Here is a 21,631-nt window from a genome sequence, read left to right on the forward strand (position 1 = left end):
CACGACCAACAAATCTTGCGTTAAAATGTCAAGTTTGAAGTTGACATTATTAGTCAATTTCTGGGATGCAGCGGGCACGAAAGAGAGACGGATGCCGCGCTATCTTCCACACGCCATATTGATTGCGGTGATTGCCCTTCTGGCGATCATCAGCCTGCATGTGGGTATTCGCTTCACACCCAGCGCAGAGGTCTGGCGCGCCCTGAGCCAGGGCGGGGACGATCAGGCCGCGCTGATCGTCAACACGCTGCGTGTTCCGCGCACGGCTGTGGCGCTCATTGTGGGAGGGGCGCTCGGTCTTGCCGGGCTTCTGCTTCAGACGGCGACCCGCAATCCGCTGGCCGAACCCGGTCTTCTGGGCATCAATGCAGGGGCTGGCTTTGCCGTCGTGCTCTTGGTCGTCTTCACCGGCACGGGATCACTCTCCCTCATTGCGCTCGCGGCCTGCCTTGGCGCGCTTTTATGCGCGCTTCTCGTCTTCTCGCTTGCCTTCTCGGCAGGGGGCATTTCCTCGCCTTCCTATCTGCTTCTGGCGGGTGTCACCATCGCCGCCCTTCTGTCATCCGGCATCCAGATCGTCATCGTTGCCGATGAACGCACCATGGAAGAGCTGATCTTCTGGCTTTCCGGCGGTTTCGCTGACCGGGACGCGGAGCTTCTCTATCTGGCGGCTCCGGTGGTCGTTCTGGTGGCGGTGGCATGCCGTTTCCTCGCCCCGACGCTCGACGCGCTCATGACCGACGATACGACTGCCGAGGCGCTGGGCGTGCCGGTTCTGAAAGTGCGCATGACGGTGCTTGTTCTTGCGGCCATCCTTGCCGGTGTCAGTGTTTCGGTTGCCGGGCCGGTCGCCTTCATCGGTCTTGCCGCGCCACATCTGGCGCGGCTCAGCGGCTTTCCGGGGCACCGGCAGCTCGTGCCGCTCTCGCTTCTTGCCGGGTCGGCGCTGGCGCTCGCCGCCGACATTGCGGCCCGTTTCATCATCTATCCGTCAGAAGCGCCGGTTGGCGTTCTTCTGGCCGTGGTCGGCGTGCCGATGCTGCTTTATCTCCTTCAGCGCAAACGGCTCGGAGCCGCAGCATGACGGCAGCCTCTTTCGCGCAGCGTCCGCATCCTGTCCGCTCGCGCATCCCGGCGCGCGTGGCCATCCTGGTCGCCTGCGCCACCGTCTTATGCGCGCTTGCGCTTGCAAGCGTTGCGCTGGGCAGTTCGGGCATGTCGTTGCAGCGTGTCCTGTCCGCCATCCTCGGCACGGGAGAGCGCAGCGACACCATCATCATCTGGTCGCTGCGCATGCCGCGCCTCGCCATGGCCGGGTTGAGCGGCCTGGCGCTGGCGCTGGCAGGCTTCGCGCTTCAGCGCGCCACGCGCAATCCGCTCGCCTCACCGTCGGTTCTCGGCATTGTAGATGGCGCTGCCCTTGGCGTGGTGGTGTTTCTCTTCCTCTTCAGCAATGACGCGAATGCGCTCACTGTCAGCATTCAGTGGCAGCCGCTGGCGGCGGTGCTGGGCGCGCTCGGCTTCGCAGGGCTTGTCATCCTGCTTGCCGCGCGCACCGGAGCGCCGCCCCTGCGGGTCATTCTCTACGGCGTCGCGCTGGGTGCTCTGGCCAAGGCCGGCGTCACGCTCTTCATTGTTGATGGCCCGGTGCATCGCGCGAGCCAGGCCGCCATGTGGCTTGCCGGTACCGTCTATCAGGCGCGCTGGGCCGATGTTCAGGTGCTGGCCATCGTGCTTGCCGTTCTGGTCCCGCTTGTCTTTCTGCTCACGCGTCGCATGGACCAGCTCCAGCTTGACGAACTGAGCGCGCAGGCCACGGGCCTTCCCGTCCGCGCCACCCAGTTGATGCTCTTTGCGCTCGCCGCCACCCTCACAGCCGCCGCCGTCTCCTTTGCCGGAGCCATCGGTTTCGTTGGCCTCGTCGCGCCTCATGCCGCGCGGCTCATGCTCGGGGGCAGGGCGGGCGTGCAGGCGCTTGGCGCGGCGCTCATCGGCGCGGCCATCGTCATCGCGGCCGATCTGGCGGTGCGGGTGTTTTTCGCGCCGCTTGAAGTGCCCGCCGGCGCGGTCACCGCCGTGATCGGCGCACCATACTTCCTATTCATTCTGATCCGTGCAGGACGCGTTCATGCTTAAAGGCCATTCGGCAGACCAGTGCGAAATCGAACTGCGCGCCGCAGCGCTCGGCTATCCGGGCAAGCTCGTCTTCGATGCGCTCGATCTTTCAATCCGTCCGGGGCGTCTCACCGCTTTGTGCGGGCCGAATGGCTGTGGCAAGTCCACGGCCCTGCGCGCCATGCGGGCCATGCTGCCCACGCAGGCCGGTTCCGTGCTTCTGCGCGACACGCCGCTCTCGCAGATCCCGGCCAAGGCGCTTGCGCGTGAGATCGCCATGCTCACGCAAAGCCCCACCGCACCCGACGAAATGTCGGTCGAGCAACTGGTCTCTCTTGGCCGCTACGCCCACCGCCGGGCGTTCGCGCCCGATGCCCGCGCCGACCGCGAGGCCGTCGCCGCCGCGCTCGCCCAGACGAATCTCGCCGAGCTTGCCCATCGCGCCATCGGCACGCTCTCGGGCGGCCAACTCCAGCGCGTCTGGATCGCCATGGTTCTGGCGCAGGCCGCACCCGTCATACTGCTCGACGAGCCCACCAATCATCTCGACATCGCCCATGCGCTGGAAGTGCTGTCGCTTGTGCAGCGCCTCGGCGCGCAGGAGGGCAAGACCGTGGTGGTCGTGCTCCATGATCTCAATCTGGCCGCGCGCTTTGCCGATGACATCGTGTTCTTCCGTGCGGGCCAGGTCGCCGGCTGCGGGCCGGTGGAAGCGGTTTTCCATCAGGAGCTGATCGAGGATGTGTTCGGCATTGAATGCATTGTCCGCCGCGAAGAAGCGTCAGGCCGCCCCTTCTGCGTCCCGCTCGCAGCCTGTCCGGCCCGTCGCGACCGCCTCGTGCAGGACTAAAGCGCCGAGCGTCCGTTCGGTCCGATGCTCTACACCGTCCATGGGGCATCGGAGTGGCCGAAAGCCGGTCCCCACTTTTCGCTCCGATGCGCCGCAATTTTCACAAAACCGTCTGTTCTTGCGTTCCGCATGGTTAGCGAAGTCTTAGCCTGGGCGTTAACGAATGAGCCGGTCACACAGAGCCCAAACCCCGACACCGTGCGGGTTTGCGATGCTTAACAAAATCAGGCGTTTACTGAAAATTTGAACTTTGTTTTCTTCAAATTAAGCACAAGATTTAACGGCGATTTCAGCCGCTCCCTGCATTCTCGGAAGCATCGAAGGGCTAGCCCAGACGGGCAAAAACAAAAGGCTCTCGGGAGAAAACAGGGATCTTGGATTATGGCACGTTATGACGTTCAGGAAGCAGGCTTCGGTACGGCTGGTTCGTCCACCCAGGCGGACGTGCTGTTTCAACTGGGAATGATGTATGCGACCGGCCGCGATTGTGCTGTCGATCTGGTGGCCGCGCACAAATGGTTCAACATTGCGGCCATCAAGGGTTCTGGACGCGCCGCTGCGCTGCGCTCGGAACTGGCCGCAAGCATGAGCAAGCCGGAACTCGCCAAGGCGCTGCGCGATGCGCGCGAATGGATGACGATGCACTGATAACGGGGGGCGGAACGCCCGGGAACTGATAGCGAGGGCGGAACGCCCGGGACCGGACGCAGATCCACCGGCTCCCGGGCGCCTTATTCTCCTAATCAGCGTCCTGGAAGCGGACAAGCATCGCGCCGTCATTCACCTGCGCCCCCTCGGTCGCAATCTCTGCGACCACGCCGTCATGAGGCGCGGTGATGGTGTGCTCCATCTTCATGGCTTCAAGCACCAGAAGCGGCTGACCTTTCTTCACCGTGTCGTTCACCGCTGCCCGCACGACCTTCACAAGGCCGGGCATGGGCGCGCTCAGCCTGTCACCGCCAGCACTCTCGTCGGCAGCCTGAAGGCGATCCGGCACCTTTAACGTCAGCGCATCCGCGCCCTCAAAAACCGTGACATGTCCCGGCCAGCGCGCGATGCGTGTCGGATCATCCCGACGCACGATGATCGGTCGCGCCGCCTCGTCGTCGCCGAGACGAATGCTCAACGCGCCATCCCCCTGCGCCGTCACCCGCGCCTCCACCGCGTCCTCGCCATCCACCAGTGTCCGCCTGTGAACGAGCGGCCCAAAATGCCCATAACCCGAGATTGCCGAAAACGGGTCTGAGGCATCGGCACCCGTGGCCGTCCCGCTTGTGGCGGCAACGGCAACGGCCAGATGGCGGTCCCGCAGCGGCGCGACCGTGGTCAGCGCTTCCTGCTTGCGCGCGATCAGCCCCGTTTCCAGCCGGCCGGCCGCAAAATCGTCGTCGCGCAACAATCGGGTCAGAAAGCCGAGATTGACCGTTGATCCGGCAACCTCCGTGCGTTCCAGCGCATTCGCCAGCCCCTCCAGCGCTTCCTCGCGGGTCGGGGCATGCACGATCAGCTTGGCGATCATCGGATCGTAGAACGGGGTGATGGCGTCGCCTTCGGCAACACCGGCATCCACGCGCAGGCGCGCGCCATCGACATGCTCGGGAAACTTCAGATGATGCAGCGTTCCGGTGGCCGGCAGGAAGTCCCGCGTGGCGTCTTCCGCATAGAGGCGCGCCTCCACCGCATGGCCATGCGCGGCGATCTCGTCCTGCGTGCGGGGCAGGGGCTCGCCGGCGGCCACCCGCAACTGCCACTCCACCAGATCAATGCCGGTGATCATCTCGGTCACGGGATGCTCCACCTGCAGGCGCGTGTTCATTTCCATGAACCAGAACCGGTCGGGCCGAAGCCCCTCGGACGCATCCACGATGAATTCGATCGTGCCCGCTCCGCTATAGGAGATGGCCTTTGCCGCCTTCACCGCAGCATCCGTCATGGCTTCACGCGTCAGCGCATCCATGCCGGGCGCGGGCGCTTCCTCGATCACCTTCTGGTGACGGCGCTGGGCAGAGCAGTCACGCTCGAACAGATGCACCGCATTGCCATGCTTGTCGCCAAAGACCTGCACTTCGATATGGCGCGGCGTCTCGATGTATTTCTCCACCAGAACGCGCTCGTCGCCAAAGGCGGCCTTTGCTTCGCGTTGCGCGGCCGCGAGCGCATCGGGAAACGCATCCGGGTCCGCGACCAGGCGCATGCCCTTGCCGCCACCGCCGGCCCGCGCCTTGATCAGCACCGGATAGCCGATCTCGTTCGCCTTGGAGGCGAGCGCCACCAGCGCCTGCGTGTCTCCGTGATAGCCGGGCACCACCGGCACGCCCGCCTTTTCCATCAGGCGCTTGGCGGCGTCCTTGAGCCCCATGGCGCGAATGGCCTGCGACGAAGGCCCGATGAAGACGAGGCCCGCTGCTTCCACCTTTTCCACGAAATCCGGGTTTTCGGAGAGAAATCCGTATCCGGGATGGATCGCCTCTGCACCGGCTTCATGCGCCGCCGCAATGATACGGTCCCCGTTGAGGTAGCTTTCAGAAGCTGCAGCCGGGCCGATATGGACGGCCTGATCCGCCATGCGCACATGCCGGGCATCCCGGTCCGCGTCCGCATAGACCGCGACCGTGGCGATCCCCATTTGCCGCGCGGTCTTGATCACCCGCACGGCGATCTCGCCGCGGTTTGCAATCAGGATTTTCTGAAACATGCGAACCGATCCTCCTACAAAGCTGCCAGAGCATAACGCCTGTCGCACAGGCTTGCAGCGAAGAATCGGTCACTGGCGCTGTTTTTTGGATGCATAAGCAAACACCGTTCCGGGAGCCACGCTGAACTGTCCTGCTGCGCTTGTCCGAGAGACCGCATCGAACAGGTCTGCTCTCCGTTTGTGTCCTGAAAGGCGAAGTGATTTCAGTATCTTAATCCGTAACCTCTTCGATTTCGATACCGTAACCATACCCTTCCAGCACTGCTCAAGCGGTATCCATTCCGTCTATTTTTTTCGTGTGTCTAGACCCCGAGTACGCGTCGGTTCGTTCCAAGTACTTCGCATCGTCAACAAAGTCCCAGCCAGGAGCACTGGTTGCGGGCGCGATACACATAGGCTGGTTCCCGAATGGTCATGCAAGAACTCGAATGTGGTCATCCCTCGTGCGGTAACGCTGACGGCAACGATATTTTTGCGCTGAACATCAGTGGTTTGAGCGTCGCGTCCAAAGGCAGCGCATCGCCGTCGCCTGGTCTGCCCTGCGCAGTCATCAAGACGGAAATCAAGAATGACTGAGGCGGGGCGTCGAATGCCCACCATCAGTGCCCGAACAAAAATGAGAAGCAAGGCGGTGTCGCGAGAGCCGGTTGGTCAGCCGCGCCAGCACCCGCCGGGGAGAAACCCCGATTTGCTCGGAGGCGTGAAAACGGCGCGATCCGTTGAATTCGTCAGCAGACAACAAATGGAAATTTCATGATGGAACGTTCACGACCCCGCTTTCTGCTCGCGAGCAGTATCATATCAATTTCTGCCGCCCTTCAGGCAGAGCCGCTTCTGGCTGCAGACATGCAGGGCATCGAGCCGATCCCGGAACCGCCCATTTTGGCCCGCTCGCCGCTTGGCGGGAGTGGGCGCATTGTCGGTGGTGAGCCCATGGCGGGGACTGTCGGAGGACCGCCCGTCGGTGCCCCCGGTGATGGCGGCGTGGTTTACAAGGGCGATGACGGGTTGCCGCCTCTTATGGAAATGAACGATGCCTGTGGCGGGCTTCCATGTCCGGCTACCGTCCGTGGCAAGATGCTCGACAATAGCGGGTCGGGCACGCTCAGGATCGGCGAGAACACCGAACTGGCCCAGCCCGGCGATCAGCCCTCCATCCCCTTTGTCATCTCCGTGGATGGCCAGGTTGTTGATGAGAGCGGCCAGATCGTGGACGAGGGCATGTTCGGCGTATCGCCGGGCGCACGCCCGGTCGACAAACAGCGCAAGACCGATCTGGATCTGAGCTCCGTCGATATCCAGATCAAGTTCGACGGGCTTGATGTCGAGCCGCTGCTCAACGTCTCGACAGTGCCGGTCCAGCGCATATTCCGCGCCGGTGAACCGGTGCGTTTTTACGCGACCTCCAACTATCCCGCCTTCATCACCCGGTCCGAAGTGCGCATCTATGAGAACAATGTCGCCTGGCAGAACAAGCCGGTCGCCGTGGTTCCCATCAATGTGAACGGGGAGGCTGGCTGGGTGATGCCGGCCCAGAGCGGGCGTGAGTTCCGCTATGTGCTGCGCGTCTACGACGCCAAGGGCCGCTTCGATGAAACGGTTCCGATGACCTTCGCAAGCACGCGCGGCGAGTTCATGTCCGACTCCGGCAATGGCGTCGCGCCGGGCAATTCAGAAGATCGAACCGCATTCCGCAACATTCCCGTCTATGGCGGGGCCGTCACGGTCCACGGATCGCGCGTTCCCGAAGGATATGGGATTGTGGTTTTCGATGAGCTGGTCCCGCTCGATCCCAAGGGCACTTTCGTGACCCAGCGTATTCTCCCGCCGGGGCAGCACATGGTCGACGTGGCCGTCGATGGCGGCTCCAAGGCAGGTGGTCTCTATTTCAGCCGCGACGTCAACATTCCCACAAATGACTGGTTCTACGTCGCTCTGGCCGATTTCACCGTCGGCAAACGCAGCGGCGATCCGCGCATTGAAGAGGTGCGTACGGGCGAATACGACAAGGTGTGGAACTCCGGCAGGCTGGCCTTCTACCTGCGCGGAAAGATCAAGGGCAAGTTCCTGCTCACGGCAGCGGCAGACACAGGCGAAAACGAGATCAAGAACCTTTTCAAGGATCTCGATGCCCGCGACCCGAGAGAGCTTCTCCGGCGCATCGACCCGGACAAGTACTATCCGGTCTATGGCGATGACTCCACCTCGGTGGAAGACGCGCCGACCAACGGAAAATTCTATGTCCGTCTTGAGCGCGGCGAGAGCCACGTCATGTGGGGTAATTACAAGACCAAGATATCCGGAACGCGCTTTCTCCAGGTCGACCGAGGTCTTTACGGCGCGGAAATGGTGCTGCGTTCGCCGGGCAATAATGCAAGGGGCGAGCCCAAATTCAAGGCCACCGCCTTTGCCGCAAAGCCCGAGACACTACCGCAGCGCGACGAATTTCTCGGCACCGGCGGCTCCGCCTATTTCCTGAAGCGGCAGCGGATCGTCGATGGTTCCGAAACGCTGCATATCGAGTATCGCGACAAGACCACGGGGCGCGTCGTCGAGCGTCGTGCGCTGGTCTACGGCGAGGACTACACGATCGATTATCTGCAGGGCGTGGTGATCCTTGATGCGCCGCTCAACTCCGGCACGGTCGACGGCGGCGCGGTGCGCGATGGGGCGCTTGGCGGCCATTCGGCCTATATGGTGGCCCAGTATGAATATCGCTCCAGGGCGAGCGAGATGGAAAACTATGTCTATGGCGGCCGCGCCGAGACATGGCTCAAGAACCATGTGCGCCTCGGTGCGACCGGCCTGCGGGACGAGACGGGCCTGTCGGACCAGACCGCTTATGGCGGCGACATTCGCGTCCAGCGTTCCGAGGATACCTATATCGATGCCGAAATCGCCTATTCGAAAGGGCCGGGCTTCGGTCTTACCCGCTCCACCGATGGCGGTCTCACTCTTGCAGATCGCGAAACCGCCGGTCAGGCGGGACAGGCAGCCAAGGCATGGAGCATTCGCGGACAGGCGGACTTCAAGGATTTCCGTGTGTTTGGCACGCCCGGCAAGATCGGCGGCTACTATGAGAAGAAGGAGGCCGGCTTCACCAGCGTCACCGACCAGGTGGATGTGGAAGAGCGGATCTGGGGCGCGCATGCCGAAATTCCGCTGACTGCGAACATGGAGTTAAAACTCTCCTACGACGATTACAGGAACGTCGAGGGGCGCGAGAGCAAGGAAGCCGAGTTCGAAGTCAGCTACACATTCGACGCATACTGGAAGGCTGCGTTTGGTGTCGCATACTCAGAACTTCATTCGCCGGCAGCGGTCGCCGCAGGCAAATCCGGCTATAGCGGTCGGCGGCTGGATGCGGGTATGCGCGTCGATTATCGCCAGAACGACGATTATCTCTATTACGGCTTTGCCCAGGCGACCTTCGATCGCGGCGGCAATATGAGCAAGAATGACCGCTATGGTGTTGGCGCGGAAGTTCGTCTGACCGAGAAAGTGGGTGCAGAGGGCGAGGTGTCCTGGGGTGAGTCCGGTATCGGCGGTCTCGCCGCCGTTACCTACGATCCGACGCCCGAGGATCACTATTACCTCGGGTATCGCCTCGATCCGGATCGCGCCTCGAATGGCAACTACGGCTACGATCTGCAGGGCAGGGACTATGGCGCAGTGGTTGCCGGCGTGAAGAAGCGCATGACCGATGTTGTCTCGGCCTATTCCGAAGCGGATTACGATCTGTTCGGCCGGCGTAATGCTCTGGCTCAGCGCTATGGCGTGATCTATACGCCCGATGCAGCCTGGACCGTCGATGCCGGTGTTGAAGCAGGCAATATCGAAGATGATCGCATCAATCCGAACACCGGCAAACAGTATTCCGATTTCGAGCGCTATGCCGGTTCCGTCAGCGTCGGCTTCAAGGATGAAGAACTGGGCGTCAATGCCCGTGCGCGTGGTGAAGCGCGCTTCGAGCGTTCAGACGATGAAAGCCGCAACCGCAACACCTATCTGGTCAGCGCGGGTGCTTCCATGGACCATGATGGTTATGGACGGGTCCTTGGCAATGTGGATGCCGTCATCTCGCAGACGCCGGGTGGAACCTATTACAATGGCGATTATGTCGAAGGCTCGCTGGGCTACGCCTACCGACCGGTAGATCATGACGCGCTCAATGCTCTGGTGCGTTACACCTATCTCTACAATCTGCCGGGCAATGAGCAGATCAGCACCGCGTCACGCTCGACAAATGGCCCGCTTCAGCGGAGCCATATCGTCTCTGCCGACGTCACCTATGATCTTCTTCCATGGCTTTCGGTGGGTGGCAAATACGGTATGCGTATGGGCGAAATTCGCCACAGGCGCACCGATGGCAGCAATGCGATGGGAAGCTGGGAACAGTCTTCCGCCCATCTTGGCATCGTCAGGGCCGACCTGCACGTGGTCAAGAACTGGGACGCCATGGTGGAGGGCAGGGCCTTCTATCTGCCAGAGATCGAGTCGATGGATTACGGCGCACTCGCAGCCCTCTACCGCCACGTCGGCAACAATTTCAAGGTCGGAGCGGGCTACAATTTCGGGCGCTTCTCGGACGATCTGCGCGATCTCACGCTTGATGATCGCGGCGCCTTCCTGAACATGGTTGGCAAGTTCTGAGGCCCGAGGCGGGCGCCGCTTGAGGGGGCGGCGCCCACCACCTGTTTTCGCAAGCGTATGGCGCGGGTCGTCATTTCGACAAACTTGCCCGTGAAACAGACCCGTCTTGCATTTCCGCCAGAACGCCATGGCCGGCGCTCTGGCGGTCTGCTAGAGCAATTCCAGGAAAAGTGGGATCCGGTTTTCCGTCCGGAATTGCGCAGAAACAATGAATTAGAGCGCTTTCGCGCTTCAACGAAAAGCGGAAGCGCTCTATTCCAGCCGCAACATGGTGCGCGGTCGGAAATGCGTGTCGGGGGTGTTGGATTTGAGCAAGCTTGTTCGGGGTGTTGTCCTGGCGGTGGCGGTGGTGCTGCCGTCCGTTGCATTGGCCGGGTGGAAGCCCGTCGAACAGGTGGAGCCCTACAAGATCACCGGTTCCACCGCGCTGGATCTCTACCGTTCCATCGGCGAGCGTGGTCCCAAGCTGGGCGTGCGACGCGTGATTGCCTATACGGATTTCAGGCTGACCTGGCAGCGCGATTATCAGCAGCGCAAGGACGGAGCCTGCGTGCTGGCTTCCGCAAAGCCGAAGCTCATCATCACCTATCGCCTGCCGCAGGCGCCTTCTTCTCTCTCACCGCAGACGCAGGCCGCCTGGGATCGCTTCAGTGCGGGCGTGCGCACGCATGAAGAAATGCATGGCGAGATCATCACCGACATGGTGAAGGAGATCCAGGCCGTGTCCGTCGGTCTGCGCGCGGAGGATGATCCCGGTTGCCGCAAGGTGCGGGCGAAATTGCAGGAGCATCTGGGCCGCCTGTCGCAGGCGCAGCGTCAGCGCAGCCGCGATTTCGATCGCGTCGAAATGGGCGATGGCGGCAATGTCCACCGTCTGGTGATGGAGTTCATCAATGGTGACCGGCAGCGCAGCAACTGATCTGCCACGCCGTTTGCCTACATTCTGAAAACGCCGAATTTCGTGTCGCCAATCGGGGCGTTCAGCGCCGATCCGAGCGAAAGCGCCAGAACCTCGCGTGTTTTCGCCGGATCCACGATGCCGTCATCCCACAGCCGCGCACTCGAATAGAGCGGGTGGCCTTCACGCTCGTATTTTTCAAGGATCGGCTGGCGAAACGCTGCCTCTTCCTCCGCGCTCCAGCTTCCGCCCTTGCGCTCGATGCCTTCGCGCTTGACGATTGAGAGGACCGTCGCGGCCTGTTCGCCACCCATCACGGAAATGCGCGCATTGGGCCACATCCACAGGAAGCGGGGCGAGTAGGCGCGGCCGCACATGCCGTAATTGCCGGCCCCAAAGGAACCGCCGATGATGGCCGTCACCTTGGGGACCTGCGCGGTGGCGACAGCCGTCACCAGTTTCGCGCCGTCACGGGCGATGCCGCCGGCCTCATATTTGCGACCGACCATGAAGCCGGTAATGTTCTGGAGGAAGACGAGCGGGATCTTTCGCTGGCAGCATAGCTCGATGAAATGCGCGCCTTTCAGCGCACTTTCGGAGAAAAGCACCCCGTTATTTGCCAGAATGCCCACCGGAATTCCGTAAATATGGGCAAATCCGGTGACGAGCGTGGTCCCGTAATTGGCCTTGAACTCATCGAATTCAGAACCGTCCACCACCCGCGCGATCACCTCGCGCACATCATAGGGCTGGCGGGTGTCGGCGGGAATGATGCCGTAAATCTCGCGCGGGTCGTAAAGCGGCGGAATCGATTTGCGAAGATCGAGCGATACCGTCTTCTTTCGATTCAGGTTTTTGACGATGCGCCGCACGATGGCCAGTGCGTGTTCATCGTCCAGCGCATAGTGATCGGCAACGCCGGATTCGCGCGTGTGCACCTCCGCGCCGCCCAGTTCTTCGGCGGTCACCACTTCGCCGGTGGCCGCCTTCACCAGCGGCGGGCCGCCGAGGAAGATCGTTGCCTGTCCCTTGACCATGATGGTCTCGTCGCTCATCGCGGGAACATAGGCGCCGCCGGCGGTGCAGGAGCCCATCACGCAGGCAATCTGGGGAATGCCCTTTGCCGACATGTTGGCCTGGTTGAAGAAGATGCGGCCGAAATGCTCGCGGTCGGGAAACACTTCGTCCTGGTTCGGCAAATTGGCCCCGCCCGAATCCACCAGATAGACGCAGGGCAGATTGTTTTCGAGCGCGATCTCCTGCGCGCGCAAATGCTTCTTCACCGTCAGCGGATAATAGGTGCCGCCCTTCACGGTGGCGTCATTGACGACGATGACGCATTCGCGACCCTCGATGCGCCCGACGCCGGCGATCAGGCCGGCCGAAGCGATGTCGCCGCCATACATGTCGTGGGCTGCGAACTGGCCGATTTCGAGAAAGGGCGCACCGACATCGAGCAATTGGGCGAGCCGTTCGCGCGGCAGAAGCTTGCCGCGCTTCACATGGCGTTCGCGCGCCTCGTCAGACCCGCCACGCTCCACGAGCGCGGCTTTCTCTGCCGTTTCGGCCACCAGCGCCTGCATGCGTTCGAAATTGGCCCTGTATGCGTCGGAGGCGGTGGAAAGCTGCGATTGAAGGACGGTCATGCGATCTCCGGCGGCATTGTCGGGCGCAAGGCCCTTTGGTGGTCAATCTGCGCAAACGAATTGAGCGTCAGGTAAGCGCATCATGTCTGCCCGGCGCAACGGATAGAAGAGCACCGGCCAGAAAATCCTGCAGAAAATCTTGCAGAGAAGCGGGCAGTGCGGTCTGCAAGGCCCGCATCAGGCTTCCGTCATCATTTCGCGACCGATCAGCCAGCGCCTGATTTCGCTCGTGCCGGCCCCGATCTCGTAGAGCTTGGCGTCGCGCAGGAGGCGACCGGCGGGGAACTCGTTCACATAGCCATTGCCGCCCAGAAGCTGGATCGCATCGAGCGCCGTCTGCGTCGCTTTCTCGGCTGCGTAGAGAATGCAGCCGGCGGCGTCCTTGCGGGTCGTTTCGCCACGGTCGCAGGCGCTGGCCACCGCATAGACATAGGACCGGCAGGCGTTCATCGTCGTGTACATGTCGGCAAGCTTGCCCTGCACAAGCTGGAACGAGCCGACCGGCTGGCCGAACTGCTGGCGCTCGCGCACATAGGGTGCTGCCACGTCGAGGCAGGCCGCCATGATGCCCACCGGGCCGCCGGCCAGCACCACACGCTCATAGTCGAGCCCCGACATCAGAATGTTGACGCCCTTGCCTTCCTCGCCAAGCATGTTCTCGAAGGGCACTTCCACATCCTCGAACACCAGTTCGCCGGTGTTGGAGCCGCGCATGCCAAGCTTGTCGAGCTTTTGCGCGACCGAGAAGCCTTTCATGTCGCGCTCGATGATGAAGGCGGTGATGCCGCGCGGGCCCGCATCGGGATCGGTCTTGGCGTAGACAACCAGCGTGCCCGCATCGGGGCCGTTGGTGATCCACATTTTCGAGCCGTTGAGCACGAAGCGGTCATTGCGCTTTTCTGCCTTGAGCTTCATGGACACGACATCGGAGCCCGCGCCGGTCTCGGACATGGCGAGCGCGCCCACGGTTTCGCCAGAGCAGAGTGCCGGAAGGTATTTTTCCTTCTGCGCATCATTGCCCCAGCGGCGGAGCTGGTTGACGCAGAGATTGGAATGCGCGCCGTAGGAAAGGCCGACCGAGGCCGAGGCGCGCGAGATTTCCTCCATCGCCACCACATGCGCCAGATAGCCGAGGCCCGAGCCGCCATAATCCGGATCAACGGTCATGCCGAGCAGGCCGAGCGCACCCATTTCCTGCCAGAGATGGGCTGGAAACTCATTGCTTTCGTCGGTTTCCGCCGCCAGTGGCGCTATCTTTTCCTGAGCGAAGCGATGCGTCATGTCGCGCAGCGCGTCGATGTCCTCGCCAAGCCCGAAATTCATCGATCCGGTATACATCGGTCTCCTCCGGTCAAGCCTCCGCGCCCACAAGGCGCATGGTCATGGTGTGATAGTTAGCGGCAACTTCGTCTTCGGAAAGCCGCAGCTCCGGGCGAAACCAGACGATCACACCTGTGATCATCTGGATGATCGCCATCGCCGTCAGCGCCACATCGTCGATCTGGAAAACGCCTTCGCGCTGGCCATCGGTCAGGATGGAGCGCAATTCGCCCTCATACTGGCTGCGCAGCGCAAGGATCTGCTCGAGCCGCTCTCTGGAAAGGCTGCGCAGCTCCAGATTGCTCACATGGGTTGCGTTGCGCCGCGCCAGGTGAAAGCGGATGTGGTTTTCAACGAATTTAGCGAGGCGTCCTGCCGGCTTCTCTTTGTCGGAGCCATGTGCAGGACGCGCTTCCCCCCAGGAAGCGATAAGGCGCTCCATATGCTCGAGCATGAGTGCATGGAGCAATGCTTCTTTAGTCGTAAAGTATCGGTAGAGAGCAGCCGGCTGCACGCCGACGCTGGCGGCAAGCTGGCGCATGGACATGGCTTCAAAGCCGAGACGCGCAATCAGGTCCAGCGCCGCCTCGCGGATCGCTGCTTCCGTCTTTTCACCGTCTGAGCCGGTCGTGCGCGCCATGGTGCCTCCCTGTCGTATTAATAAAACGAACGTTCAATTAATTCAAGATGGGTGTGAATTGGTTGGTTACGGACAAAAGGGCGTTTGATCACAGTTCATGCCGCAAGATGGTTTGGCAGTCCCAGCGCGGTGCGTGGTTCGCCCTTCGACAAGCTCAGGAAGCTCACCATGAGGGAGGCGGTGTTTGTCAAATCCGCTGCAACGACCGGGATCTAGGCTCCTGTCGGATACCACTTCCCTCATGGTGAGCTTGTCGAACCACGCACTGGGTCAATGCCATGGACGTGCCTACCATGGCATTCGATGGATTTGCGGCAATCTGAGCAAGCAAACGAGGCCTACGCTAGAGAAGCGAAGCCGCCCGGACGCGACAGAAGCAGGTATGCCAATGCGTTGTTACCAGGGTGGGAAACCGGGAAAGCCGTCCCTGTTCTCTGTGCCGTCGCGCCCGGTTCATACGGGCGGCTCAGAGCGCGCTCACAACGTCTCTTGTGGTCGCAACCCTGCAGAACTCGAAGCCGAGCGTGGCCACATGCGCGCGGTGAACCTCTTCGGCAGGAACGCTCCCGCCCTTGCCATCCGGCAGATCGAAGCAGTCGCAGGCGTCTTCCACCAGCATCATGTTCCAGCCCATATTCGCGCCGGTGCGTATGGTGGTAGACACGCACATATCCGTGGAAATGCCGCAGGTAACCACCGTCTTCGCGCCGAGACGACGCAGGCGCAGGTCGAGATCGGTGCCGATAAAGGCGGAGTTGACGCTCTTGGTGACCAGCTGTTCGCCGGGCAGCGGCTCGAAACCCGGCCGCAGAGCGTTGCCGGGCGCGCCGGGGCGCAGCGTGGAAGCCTGCTCGACGGAATCGTGCCGCACATGGATCAGCGGGCGTTTTGCCCTGCGCCAGGCGGCGAGAAGTGCAAGACCGTTCCTGTCGACATCGCTGTTCCAGCGTCGGGGCCAGGACGGATCGTCAAATGCCTGCTGATAATCGACAAGCAGAAGAACGGCGTCGTCTAGATCCATCGGTGAGCCCTTGCATATCCGGTTGTTGTGCAATTGCCTGTACTGGGTGCCTGCATCAGGCAGGGGGAGCAGGTCAATGCTACCGCCGGCTGCCGGACCTGCAAGAGCCATCGCGCTGGGGTTTCGCCAGCTTCTGGACCAACCCGTCCATCAGGAGGAGGGCCGCCCCCAGCGCGAGCCCGCTTCCAAGCACCATGCCTGCCGCAGGCAATCCAAAGCTCTGCAATGCGAAGGCCGCACCTGTGAGCAGCGAGAGCAGCGCGATATTGTTGGCGCTCTCCGACAGGGCCAGCACAAACCCTTTGTCTGCACCCGCCCGGCGGGCGATCAGCGCCGTGCTGGCAGGGGCTGCAAAACCGAGCGCAATGCCCCAGCAGGCAAGGCAGAAAAGCGTGCCGACAAGCGGCAATGGCAGAAGCAGGAAGGCTGCAAAACTGAGCGCGAGAAACAGAACGGCGGCGACCAGCAGCCGCTCATCGCCGTGCGACAGCCGCCTGACAAGGCCGGTCGAAAGGTTGCCCACGGCCAGGCCGAAGCCGAATGCCGTGACCGCCAGCCCCGTTTGCAGCGTGTCGGTTGCAAAGCGGTCCCGCAGCATCTCGCCACTCAGACCGAAGGCGGCAACGGCAGCGCCATTCCAGAGAGCCTTGGCGATGAGAAGAAGGAGCGCGCTTCTTCCAGAACTGCCGAGCCCGCTTAAACGCTGCCGTGTGGCAGGCACCTGTGTCGTCTCATCGCCCCGAAGCACACGACTTGCCGGGATGAGCAGCAGAAGACAGCCGATGGCGCTGGCAAGGAAGGGCGCGCGCCAGTCAAACAGCTGTGTCAGGACGCCGGCCAGCGCTGGCCCGGCGGCGATGCCTGCCGTCATGCCAAGCATGACAAGGCCCATGGCCTGTGAATGTCGCGCCTCGGGAAACCGGTCGGCAATGAGGGCGAACACGGCGGGAATGAGCGCGGCCGCCGCCACTCCACCCAGAACACGAAGAATGATGGCAATGCCAAGCGTGGGGGCGAAGGCCACCGCAAGCCCATCGGCGGCGAGAAGCGTCAGCGCCGTAAGCAGAAGACGCCGCCGGTCAAGCCGGTGGGCGACAAGACCGATAAGCGGCGCGCCGACGGCATAGGCAAGCGCATAGCCGGAAATCAGCCAGGAGGCGGCAGCCGGGGTTACGCCAAAGGCAGCGCCGATGGGCGTCAGAAGGGGCGCGATCATGAACTCTGTCACGCCGACGAAGAAAACAGCCAGCGCAAGCACCGGCAAAAGAAGCCGTGAAGGCATGGAAAACTCCATGTTCAGGATGAACGGGATGGCGCTTTGAGCGCCGGGAAAGACGTTTTTTGGGGGGAGAGCGCACGGAGTGCTGGCGCAGAAGGTTTGCGCAGCGTTTCAGGGAAGAAAGGAGAGGTGCTGAAGCGTCTTGTGGCAATGTTGCCGGGAGGGGGCTGCCGGGGGCTGCCAGGGGGGGCTGCTAGGGGCTGCCAAGGGCTGTTTGCCCGAACGCTAGCTTCATTTTGCATGATGCAGGCTGCGGTGCAAGCGGCTGGCATCGTTTCTATCGCATGCTGGGACTGGAATTCGTCATGCGTTTCAAGTCGAATGCCGGCGATTCATTATCAGGGGAGCGGCATGCATATTTTTATCTCTGTCGATATCGAGGGCGTGGCCGGGGTCTGCGAGAGCCTTCAGGGCCAGCGCGGCAACCCGGAATACGAGGTGGCGCGCAGGCTCATGACCGAAGAGGCGAATGCCGCGATCCGTGGCGCTTTTGCGGGCGGAGCGGACGCGGTGACGGTGGCGGATTCGCACGGGCCGATGCGCAACATGATCGCTGAACAGCTCGACCCGCGCGCGCGTCTTGTTTCCGGTCGCGCGCGTCCGCTGTCGATGATCGAAGGCATTCATGCCGATCACGATGGTGTGGTGCTGATCGGTTACCACGCGGCCGCCGACAATTTCGGCGTGCTTGCCCACACGGTCAGCGGTCTGGCGTTCCGCCGCATCGAGGTGAATGGCGTGCGCGCCGGAGAGCCGACGCTCTTTGCCGGCCATGCAGCGGAGATCGGCGTGCCGCTTCTTGCGGTGAGCGGCGATGACCGGCTGGAAGCCGAAATCGCCGAGCAGTTTCCGGCAGCCCGCTCCATCACCGTCAAGCGCTGCATCAACGCCTTTGCCTCGGAAAGCATGTCGCCGGACGAAGCGCGCGAAAGGATCGAACAGGATGTCTGCGAGGCGGTTGAGGCGGCTGCGAGCACCGAGGTGAAAGCGCCATGCACGCCGCCGCTTACGGTGGATATCGGCTTTTCCAAGCAGATTTTCGCGGATGCCGCCGCACTCCTGCCTTTCACGGAGCGCACCGGCGCGCTGGATGTGCGCTTTGTCGCAAAAAGCCATGCCGAGGCGATCAGCATCATCTCCAGCTTCTCTCTCATGGCATCGGCTCTGGCATGACCGAACGGCTTTTCGACAGGGCGGGCGCGTGGTGGGATCTTCCGGCGGGGCCAGCCAACAGCATTGCGGATGTGCCGGGCGTCACCGTCGGGCATCTGACCCACCGCGCTCAGACCGCGCGCACGGGCGTCACCGCGATCCTGCCGCATGATGGCGATCTCTTTCGCAATCCGGTTCCGGCCGGCGTCGCGGTGCTCAATGGATTTGGCAAGAGCGCCGGCCTGATGCAGCTTGCAGAGCTCGGCCGCATCGAAACGCCGATCCTTCTCACCAACACATTTGGCGTGGCGGCCTGCACCACGGCTCTGATCCGCCGGGCGATTGCACAAAACCCTGAAATCGGGCGCGGACGCCCAACCGTCAATCCGCTGGTGCTGGAATGCAATGACGGGCGCGTCAGCGACATTCAGGCGCTGGCGGTGACCGAAGCCATGGCGGAAGAGGCTATCTCCGCCGCCCGCACAGATGTTGCGCAGGGCACGGTGGGCGCAGGCACCGGCATGCGCACCTTTGGCTTTGCCGGCGCCATCGGCAGTGCATCGCGCCGTGTCGCGCTGCCGTCCGGCCGCACGCATACACTGGCGGCGCTTGTTCTCTCCAATTTCGGCAGGCCGGGCGATCTGCGGCTTCTGGGGGAACGCATCGAGACGCCGGAGGCCGGGCGCGCCGACCCGCAGGACAAGGGCTCCGTCATCATCGTCTATGCCACGGATGCGCCGCTCGATTCGCGCCAGCTCACCCGCGTGGCGCGGCGGGCGGGTGCAGCGCTTGGACGGCTTGGCAGCTATTGGGGTGACCAGAGCGGCGATGTGGCCATCGCCTTCTCCACCGCCAACCGCCTCGATATCGACAGCGAGGTGGATGCCGTCGAGCGGCTTGCCGAAGCGCGCATCGATCCGTTCCTTCATGCAGCCGTCGAGGCGGCGGAGGAGGCGGTTCTGAACGGGCTCTGGCACGCCAGCCCCGTGAGTGGCTATGACGGGCTCCGGCTTCCTGTGCTGCGCGATCAACTTTTGTCGTGAAGCCTGACTTTCCCTTGTCGTGAGCGGTTACGGGCGATAAGCCGGATGGACGGGAGCCTGCTCCCGGCTTCCGGCCAGCCCTCGCGCCTCTTCCCCCCTGCGCGATAGCCAGCAATGCCAGCCACGGTTATGGAGTCTGCCCGATGCAAGCGCGCCTCTCACGATGCGTTCTGATCCTTTGTCTTTCATCTGCGCCAGCGCTGGCGCAGGAAACTGCCAGCACCATCGCCCCTGATGTGGGAAACCGGGTTCTGGAAGGATATGTCACGCCCACGCTGGCGCGCTTTCGCGAGGCGAGCGGGGCGCTTTCAGCCGCGCTTGGCGATGTTTGCGGCGCGCCGTCGGACAGCGGGCTTGTCGCCGTGCATCAGCGTTTTTCCGAGACGGTTTCTGCCTGGGGGCATGTTTCTGTTCTGCGGTTTGGGCCTCTGGTGGCGGAAAACCGTTTCGAGCGTGTCTTCTTCTGGCCCGATCCGCGCGGCGTGACGCTGCGCCAGGTGCAGGGGCTGCTCGCTTCCGACGAACCACTGCCGCAGGATCTGGCCGCGCAGAGCGTCGCGCTGCAGGGCCTGCCGGCGCTCGACTATGTGCTCTTTGGCACGGGCGGCGACAAGCTGGCAGGCGATGCCAGGCGCTGCGCCTATGCGCAGGCAGTGGCGTACAATGTGGCCGATATCGCCGGGGCGCTGGAGAATGGCTGGGCCGAGGGTACGGCCTTTCGGGCCTCGTTCACCGCGCCTGCGGCGGATCGCGACCCCTATCGCTCAAGCGCCGAAGTGGCGGGCGAAGTGGTGAAGGCGGCGGGCACGGCAATCGAATTCGCGCGCAATGCGGAGCTTCTGCCCGCCCTTGGAAAGAGCGTGGAGAAGGCGCGTGGCAAGCGCGCGCCCTTCTGGCGCAGCGGAGAGACCTTCGCCTTCACCGCCGCCCAGATCGAGGGCGTGCAGCAACTGATCACGGCGGCGGGCTTTGTCGACGGCCCCTCGGATCTGGTGAATGGCTATGGCGAGAGCATGAATTTCGACCTGGCGCATGCGCGCGACGCACTGGAGGCGGTGGCGGGTGCGCCTGAAGCGGCATTCGCCGGGGAAGAGGATCGTGGCCGCATCAGCTATGCGGCCATCGCCATGGAGGGCGCGAAGCACACGCTCAATGGCGAACTCGCAGGGGCTCTGGGGCTGGTGATGGGGTTCAATGCGCTCGATGGAGATTGACCGCCGGACATTTCTCGCGCTCGCCGGCGCTGCTGCGGCCTTCAGGCCGGCGCTTGCCAGCGCTGCTAATGAAGCGCTGTTCCTTGGCGCGCGCCTCAATGGGGGTGCGTTCGAGGCGGCGGTGATCGACGCTTCCGGCCGTGACCGGCTGGTGCTGCCGCTGGAGGCGCGCGGACATTCCTTCGCCATCGATGCGCCGCGCCGCCGCGCCGTTGCGTTTGCGCGGTCGCCGGGGCGTTTCGCGGTGGCCTTCTCTGTCGATGGAACGGGCGAGCCCATCGCATTCGCCCCGCCGCCGGACCGCCATTTCTACGGGCATGGCGTCTTCACCCCGGATGGCCGGCTGCTTCTCGCCACGGAAAACGATTATGACGGCGAGCGTGGCGTCACCGGGCTTTACGATGCGAGCGCCGGATTTCACCGCATCGGCGAGTTCGAGACTGGCGGCATCGGTCCGCATGAGGTGATTTTGCTGGCAGACGGCAGGACGCTGTGCGTTGCCAATGGCGGCATTCTCACCCATCCCGACTATGAGCGGGTGAAGCTGAACCTTGCCACGATGAAGCCGAGCCTTTCCTATGTGGATCTGGAGACGGGCGATCTTCTCGAGCAGGCGGAACTTGCGCCGGAACTCCACAAGCTTTCGATCCGCCATATGACGCTCGACCGGTTCGGCGCGGTCTGGTTCGGCGCGCAGTATCAGGGCGAGGACGATGCGCGCCCGCCGCTCGTCGGGCGGCATCGCCGGGGGCACGCGATTGAGCTCTTTCCAGGTCCCGAAGAAACCCTGAAGAAGCTCGACAATTATGTCGGTTCGGTCGCCATCGATGCATCCGGCGAGATCGTCGCCACATCGTCGCCGCGCGGCGGGCTATCGGTGTTCTGGGATGCCGAAACCGGGCGATGCCTCGGCGAACGCCTGCTCAAGGATGGCTGCGGTCTCGCGCCACTCTCGGGGCACCGTCTGCTTGGCACCAGCGGCCGTGGCGCAATCGTGCGGACAGGCCCTGACGTGGCGCTCGAAAGCGTTCGCGAGCCGCAGGCCGACGCGCCCGCCTGGGACAATCATCTCCGCCGAATCTAAGCACCGCGCTCAATCCGTGCG

At 62.9% G+C, this 21,631-nt stretch carries 17 protein-coding genes; 11 read left to right on the forward strand and 6 right to left on the reverse strand.

What is annotated here, in order from left to right; translation table 11 throughout:
• The first annotated feature begins 91 nt into the window (after positions 1-91).
• The 4 genes from DEJ54_RS11225 to DEJ54_RS11240 all read left to right on the forward strand — a co-directional run bounded on the left by DEJ54_RS11225 (position 92) and on the right by DEJ54_RS11240 (position 3,613).
• Positions 92-1,084, forward strand: a complete 993-nt coding sequence (locus tag DEJ54_RS11225) for an iron ABC transporter permease (protein WP_113154640.1) — start codon at positions 92-94, stop codon at positions 1,082-1,084.
• Complete coding sequence (locus DEJ54_RS11230; protein WP_113154641.1) at positions 1,081-2,136, forward strand: iron ABC transporter permease; 1,056 nt, start codon at positions 1,081-1,083, stop codon at positions 2,134-2,136. Before DEJ54_RS11225 ends, DEJ54_RS11230 begins: the two co-directional genes overlap by 4 nt.
• Positions 2,129-2,965, forward strand: coding sequence for an ABC transporter ATP-binding protein (locus DEJ54_RS11235; RefSeq protein WP_113154642.1), 837 nt, complete (start codon positions 2,129-2,131; stop codon positions 2,963-2,965). Before DEJ54_RS11230 ends, DEJ54_RS11235 begins: the two co-directional genes overlap by 8 nt.
• Before the next feature lie 381 nt (positions 2,966-3,346).
• Positions 3,347-3,613, forward strand: coding sequence for a sel1 repeat family protein (locus DEJ54_RS11240; protein ID WP_113154643.1), 267 nt, complete (start codon positions 3,347-3,349; stop codon positions 3,611-3,613).
• Between the two features lie 91 nt (positions 3,614-3,704).
• On the opposite strand, the gene DEJ54_RS11245 is transcribed toward DEJ54_RS11240, so the two are convergent.
• Positions 3,705-5,660 (reverse strand): acetyl/propionyl/methylcrotonyl-CoA carboxylase subunit alpha, encoded by a 1,956-nt coding sequence (locus DEJ54_RS11245; protein ID WP_113154644.1) that lies wholly within the window; start codon positions 5,658-5,660, stop codon positions 3,705-3,707.
• A gap of 414 nt (positions 5,661-6,074) precedes the next feature.
• Between DEJ54_RS11245 and DEJ54_RS23175 the strand changes: the two genes are divergently transcribed.
• The 3 genes from DEJ54_RS23175 (at position 6,075) to DEJ54_RS11255 (ending at position 11,232) form a co-directional block, all read left to right on the forward strand.
• Positions 6,075-6,236 carry a hypothetical protein gene (locus tag DEJ54_RS23175; RefSeq protein WP_162742261.1) on the forward strand — a complete coding sequence of 54 codons (162 nt, stop codon included), beginning with the start codon at positions 6,075-6,077 and terminating at the stop codon, positions 6,234-6,236.
• 177 nt (positions 6,237-6,413) lie between these two features.
• Complete coding sequence (locus DEJ54_RS11250) at positions 6,414-10,313, forward strand: TonB-dependent receptor (protein ID WP_204360797.1); 3,900 nt, start codon at positions 6,414-6,416, stop codon at positions 10,311-10,313.
• Positions 10,314-10,581: 268 nt separating this feature from the next.
• On the forward strand, positions 10,582-11,232 hold the full coding sequence (locus DEJ54_RS11255) for a DUF922 domain-containing protein (protein ID WP_113154645.1): 651 nt from the start codon (positions 10,582-10,584) through the stop codon (positions 11,230-11,232).
• 17 nt (positions 11,233-11,249) lie between these two features.
• Here the strand turns inward: DEJ54_RS11255 and DEJ54_RS11260 are convergent, their stop codons facing one another.
• The 5 genes from DEJ54_RS11260 to DEJ54_RS11280 all read right to left on the reverse strand — a co-directional run bounded on the left by DEJ54_RS11260 (position 11,250) and on the right by DEJ54_RS11280 (position 17,120).
• A complete protein-coding gene (locus DEJ54_RS11260) occupies positions 11,250-12,857 on the reverse strand; it encodes a carboxyl transferase domain-containing protein (protein WP_113154646.1) in 1,608 nt (535 codons plus the stop codon).
• A gap of 177 nt (positions 12,858-13,034) precedes the next feature.
• Complete coding sequence (locus tag DEJ54_RS11265) at positions 13,035-14,195, reverse strand: isovaleryl-CoA dehydrogenase (RefSeq protein WP_113154647.1); 1,161 nt, start codon at positions 14,193-14,195, stop codon at positions 13,035-13,037.
• Positions 14,196-14,208: 13 nt separating this feature from the next.
• Positions 14,209-14,817 carry a TetR/AcrR family transcriptional regulator gene (locus DEJ54_RS11270; protein WP_113154648.1) on the reverse strand — a complete coding sequence of 203 codons (609 nt, stop codon included), beginning with the start codon at positions 14,815-14,817 and terminating at the stop codon, positions 14,209-14,211.
• Between the two features lie 466 nt (positions 14,818-15,283).
• Positions 15,284-15,838 (reverse strand): cysteine hydrolase family protein, encoded by a 555-nt coding sequence (locus DEJ54_RS11275; protein WP_113154649.1) that lies wholly within the window; start codon positions 15,836-15,838, stop codon positions 15,284-15,286.
• A gap of 79 nt (positions 15,839-15,917) precedes the next feature.
• Positions 15,918-17,120 carry an MFS transporter gene (locus DEJ54_RS11280; RefSeq protein ID WP_113156233.1) on the reverse strand — a complete coding sequence of 401 codons (1,203 nt, stop codon included), beginning with the start codon at positions 17,118-17,120 and terminating at the stop codon, positions 15,918-15,920.
• 348 nt (positions 17,121-17,468) lie between these two features.
• On the opposite strand from DEJ54_RS11280, the gene DEJ54_RS11285 reads away from it, so the two are divergent.
• The 4 genes from DEJ54_RS11285 to DEJ54_RS11300 all read left to right on the forward strand — a co-directional run bounded on the left by DEJ54_RS11285 (position 17,469) and on the right by DEJ54_RS11300 (position 21,610).
• Complete coding sequence (locus DEJ54_RS11285; RefSeq protein WP_245447512.1) at positions 17,469-18,290, forward strand: M55 family metallopeptidase; 822 nt, start codon at positions 17,469-17,471, stop codon at positions 18,288-18,290.
• Complete coding sequence (locus DEJ54_RS11290; RefSeq protein ID WP_113154651.1) at positions 18,287-19,312, forward strand: P1 family peptidase; 1,026 nt, start codon at positions 18,287-18,289, stop codon at positions 19,310-19,312. Before DEJ54_RS11285 ends, DEJ54_RS11290 begins: the two co-directional genes overlap by 4 nt.
• 143 nt (positions 19,313-19,455) lie before the next feature.
• Positions 19,456-20,526, forward strand: coding sequence for an imelysin family protein (locus tag DEJ54_RS11295; protein WP_113154652.1), 1,071 nt, complete (start codon positions 19,456-19,458; stop codon positions 20,524-20,526).
• Complete coding sequence (locus DEJ54_RS11300) at positions 20,507-21,610, forward strand: DUF1513 domain-containing protein (protein WP_113154653.1); 1,104 nt, start codon at positions 20,507-20,509, stop codon at positions 21,608-21,610. The genes DEJ54_RS11295 and DEJ54_RS11300 overlap by 20 nt, the downstream gene beginning before the upstream one ends.
• Positions 21,611-21,631: the final 21 nt, after the last annotated feature.

It is taken from the genome of Nitratireductor sp. OM-1, from assembly GCF_003296175.1.
Classification (GTDB): domain Bacteria; phylum Pseudomonadota; class Alphaproteobacteria; order Rhizobiales; family Rhizobiaceae; genus Nitratireductor; species Nitratireductor aquimarinus.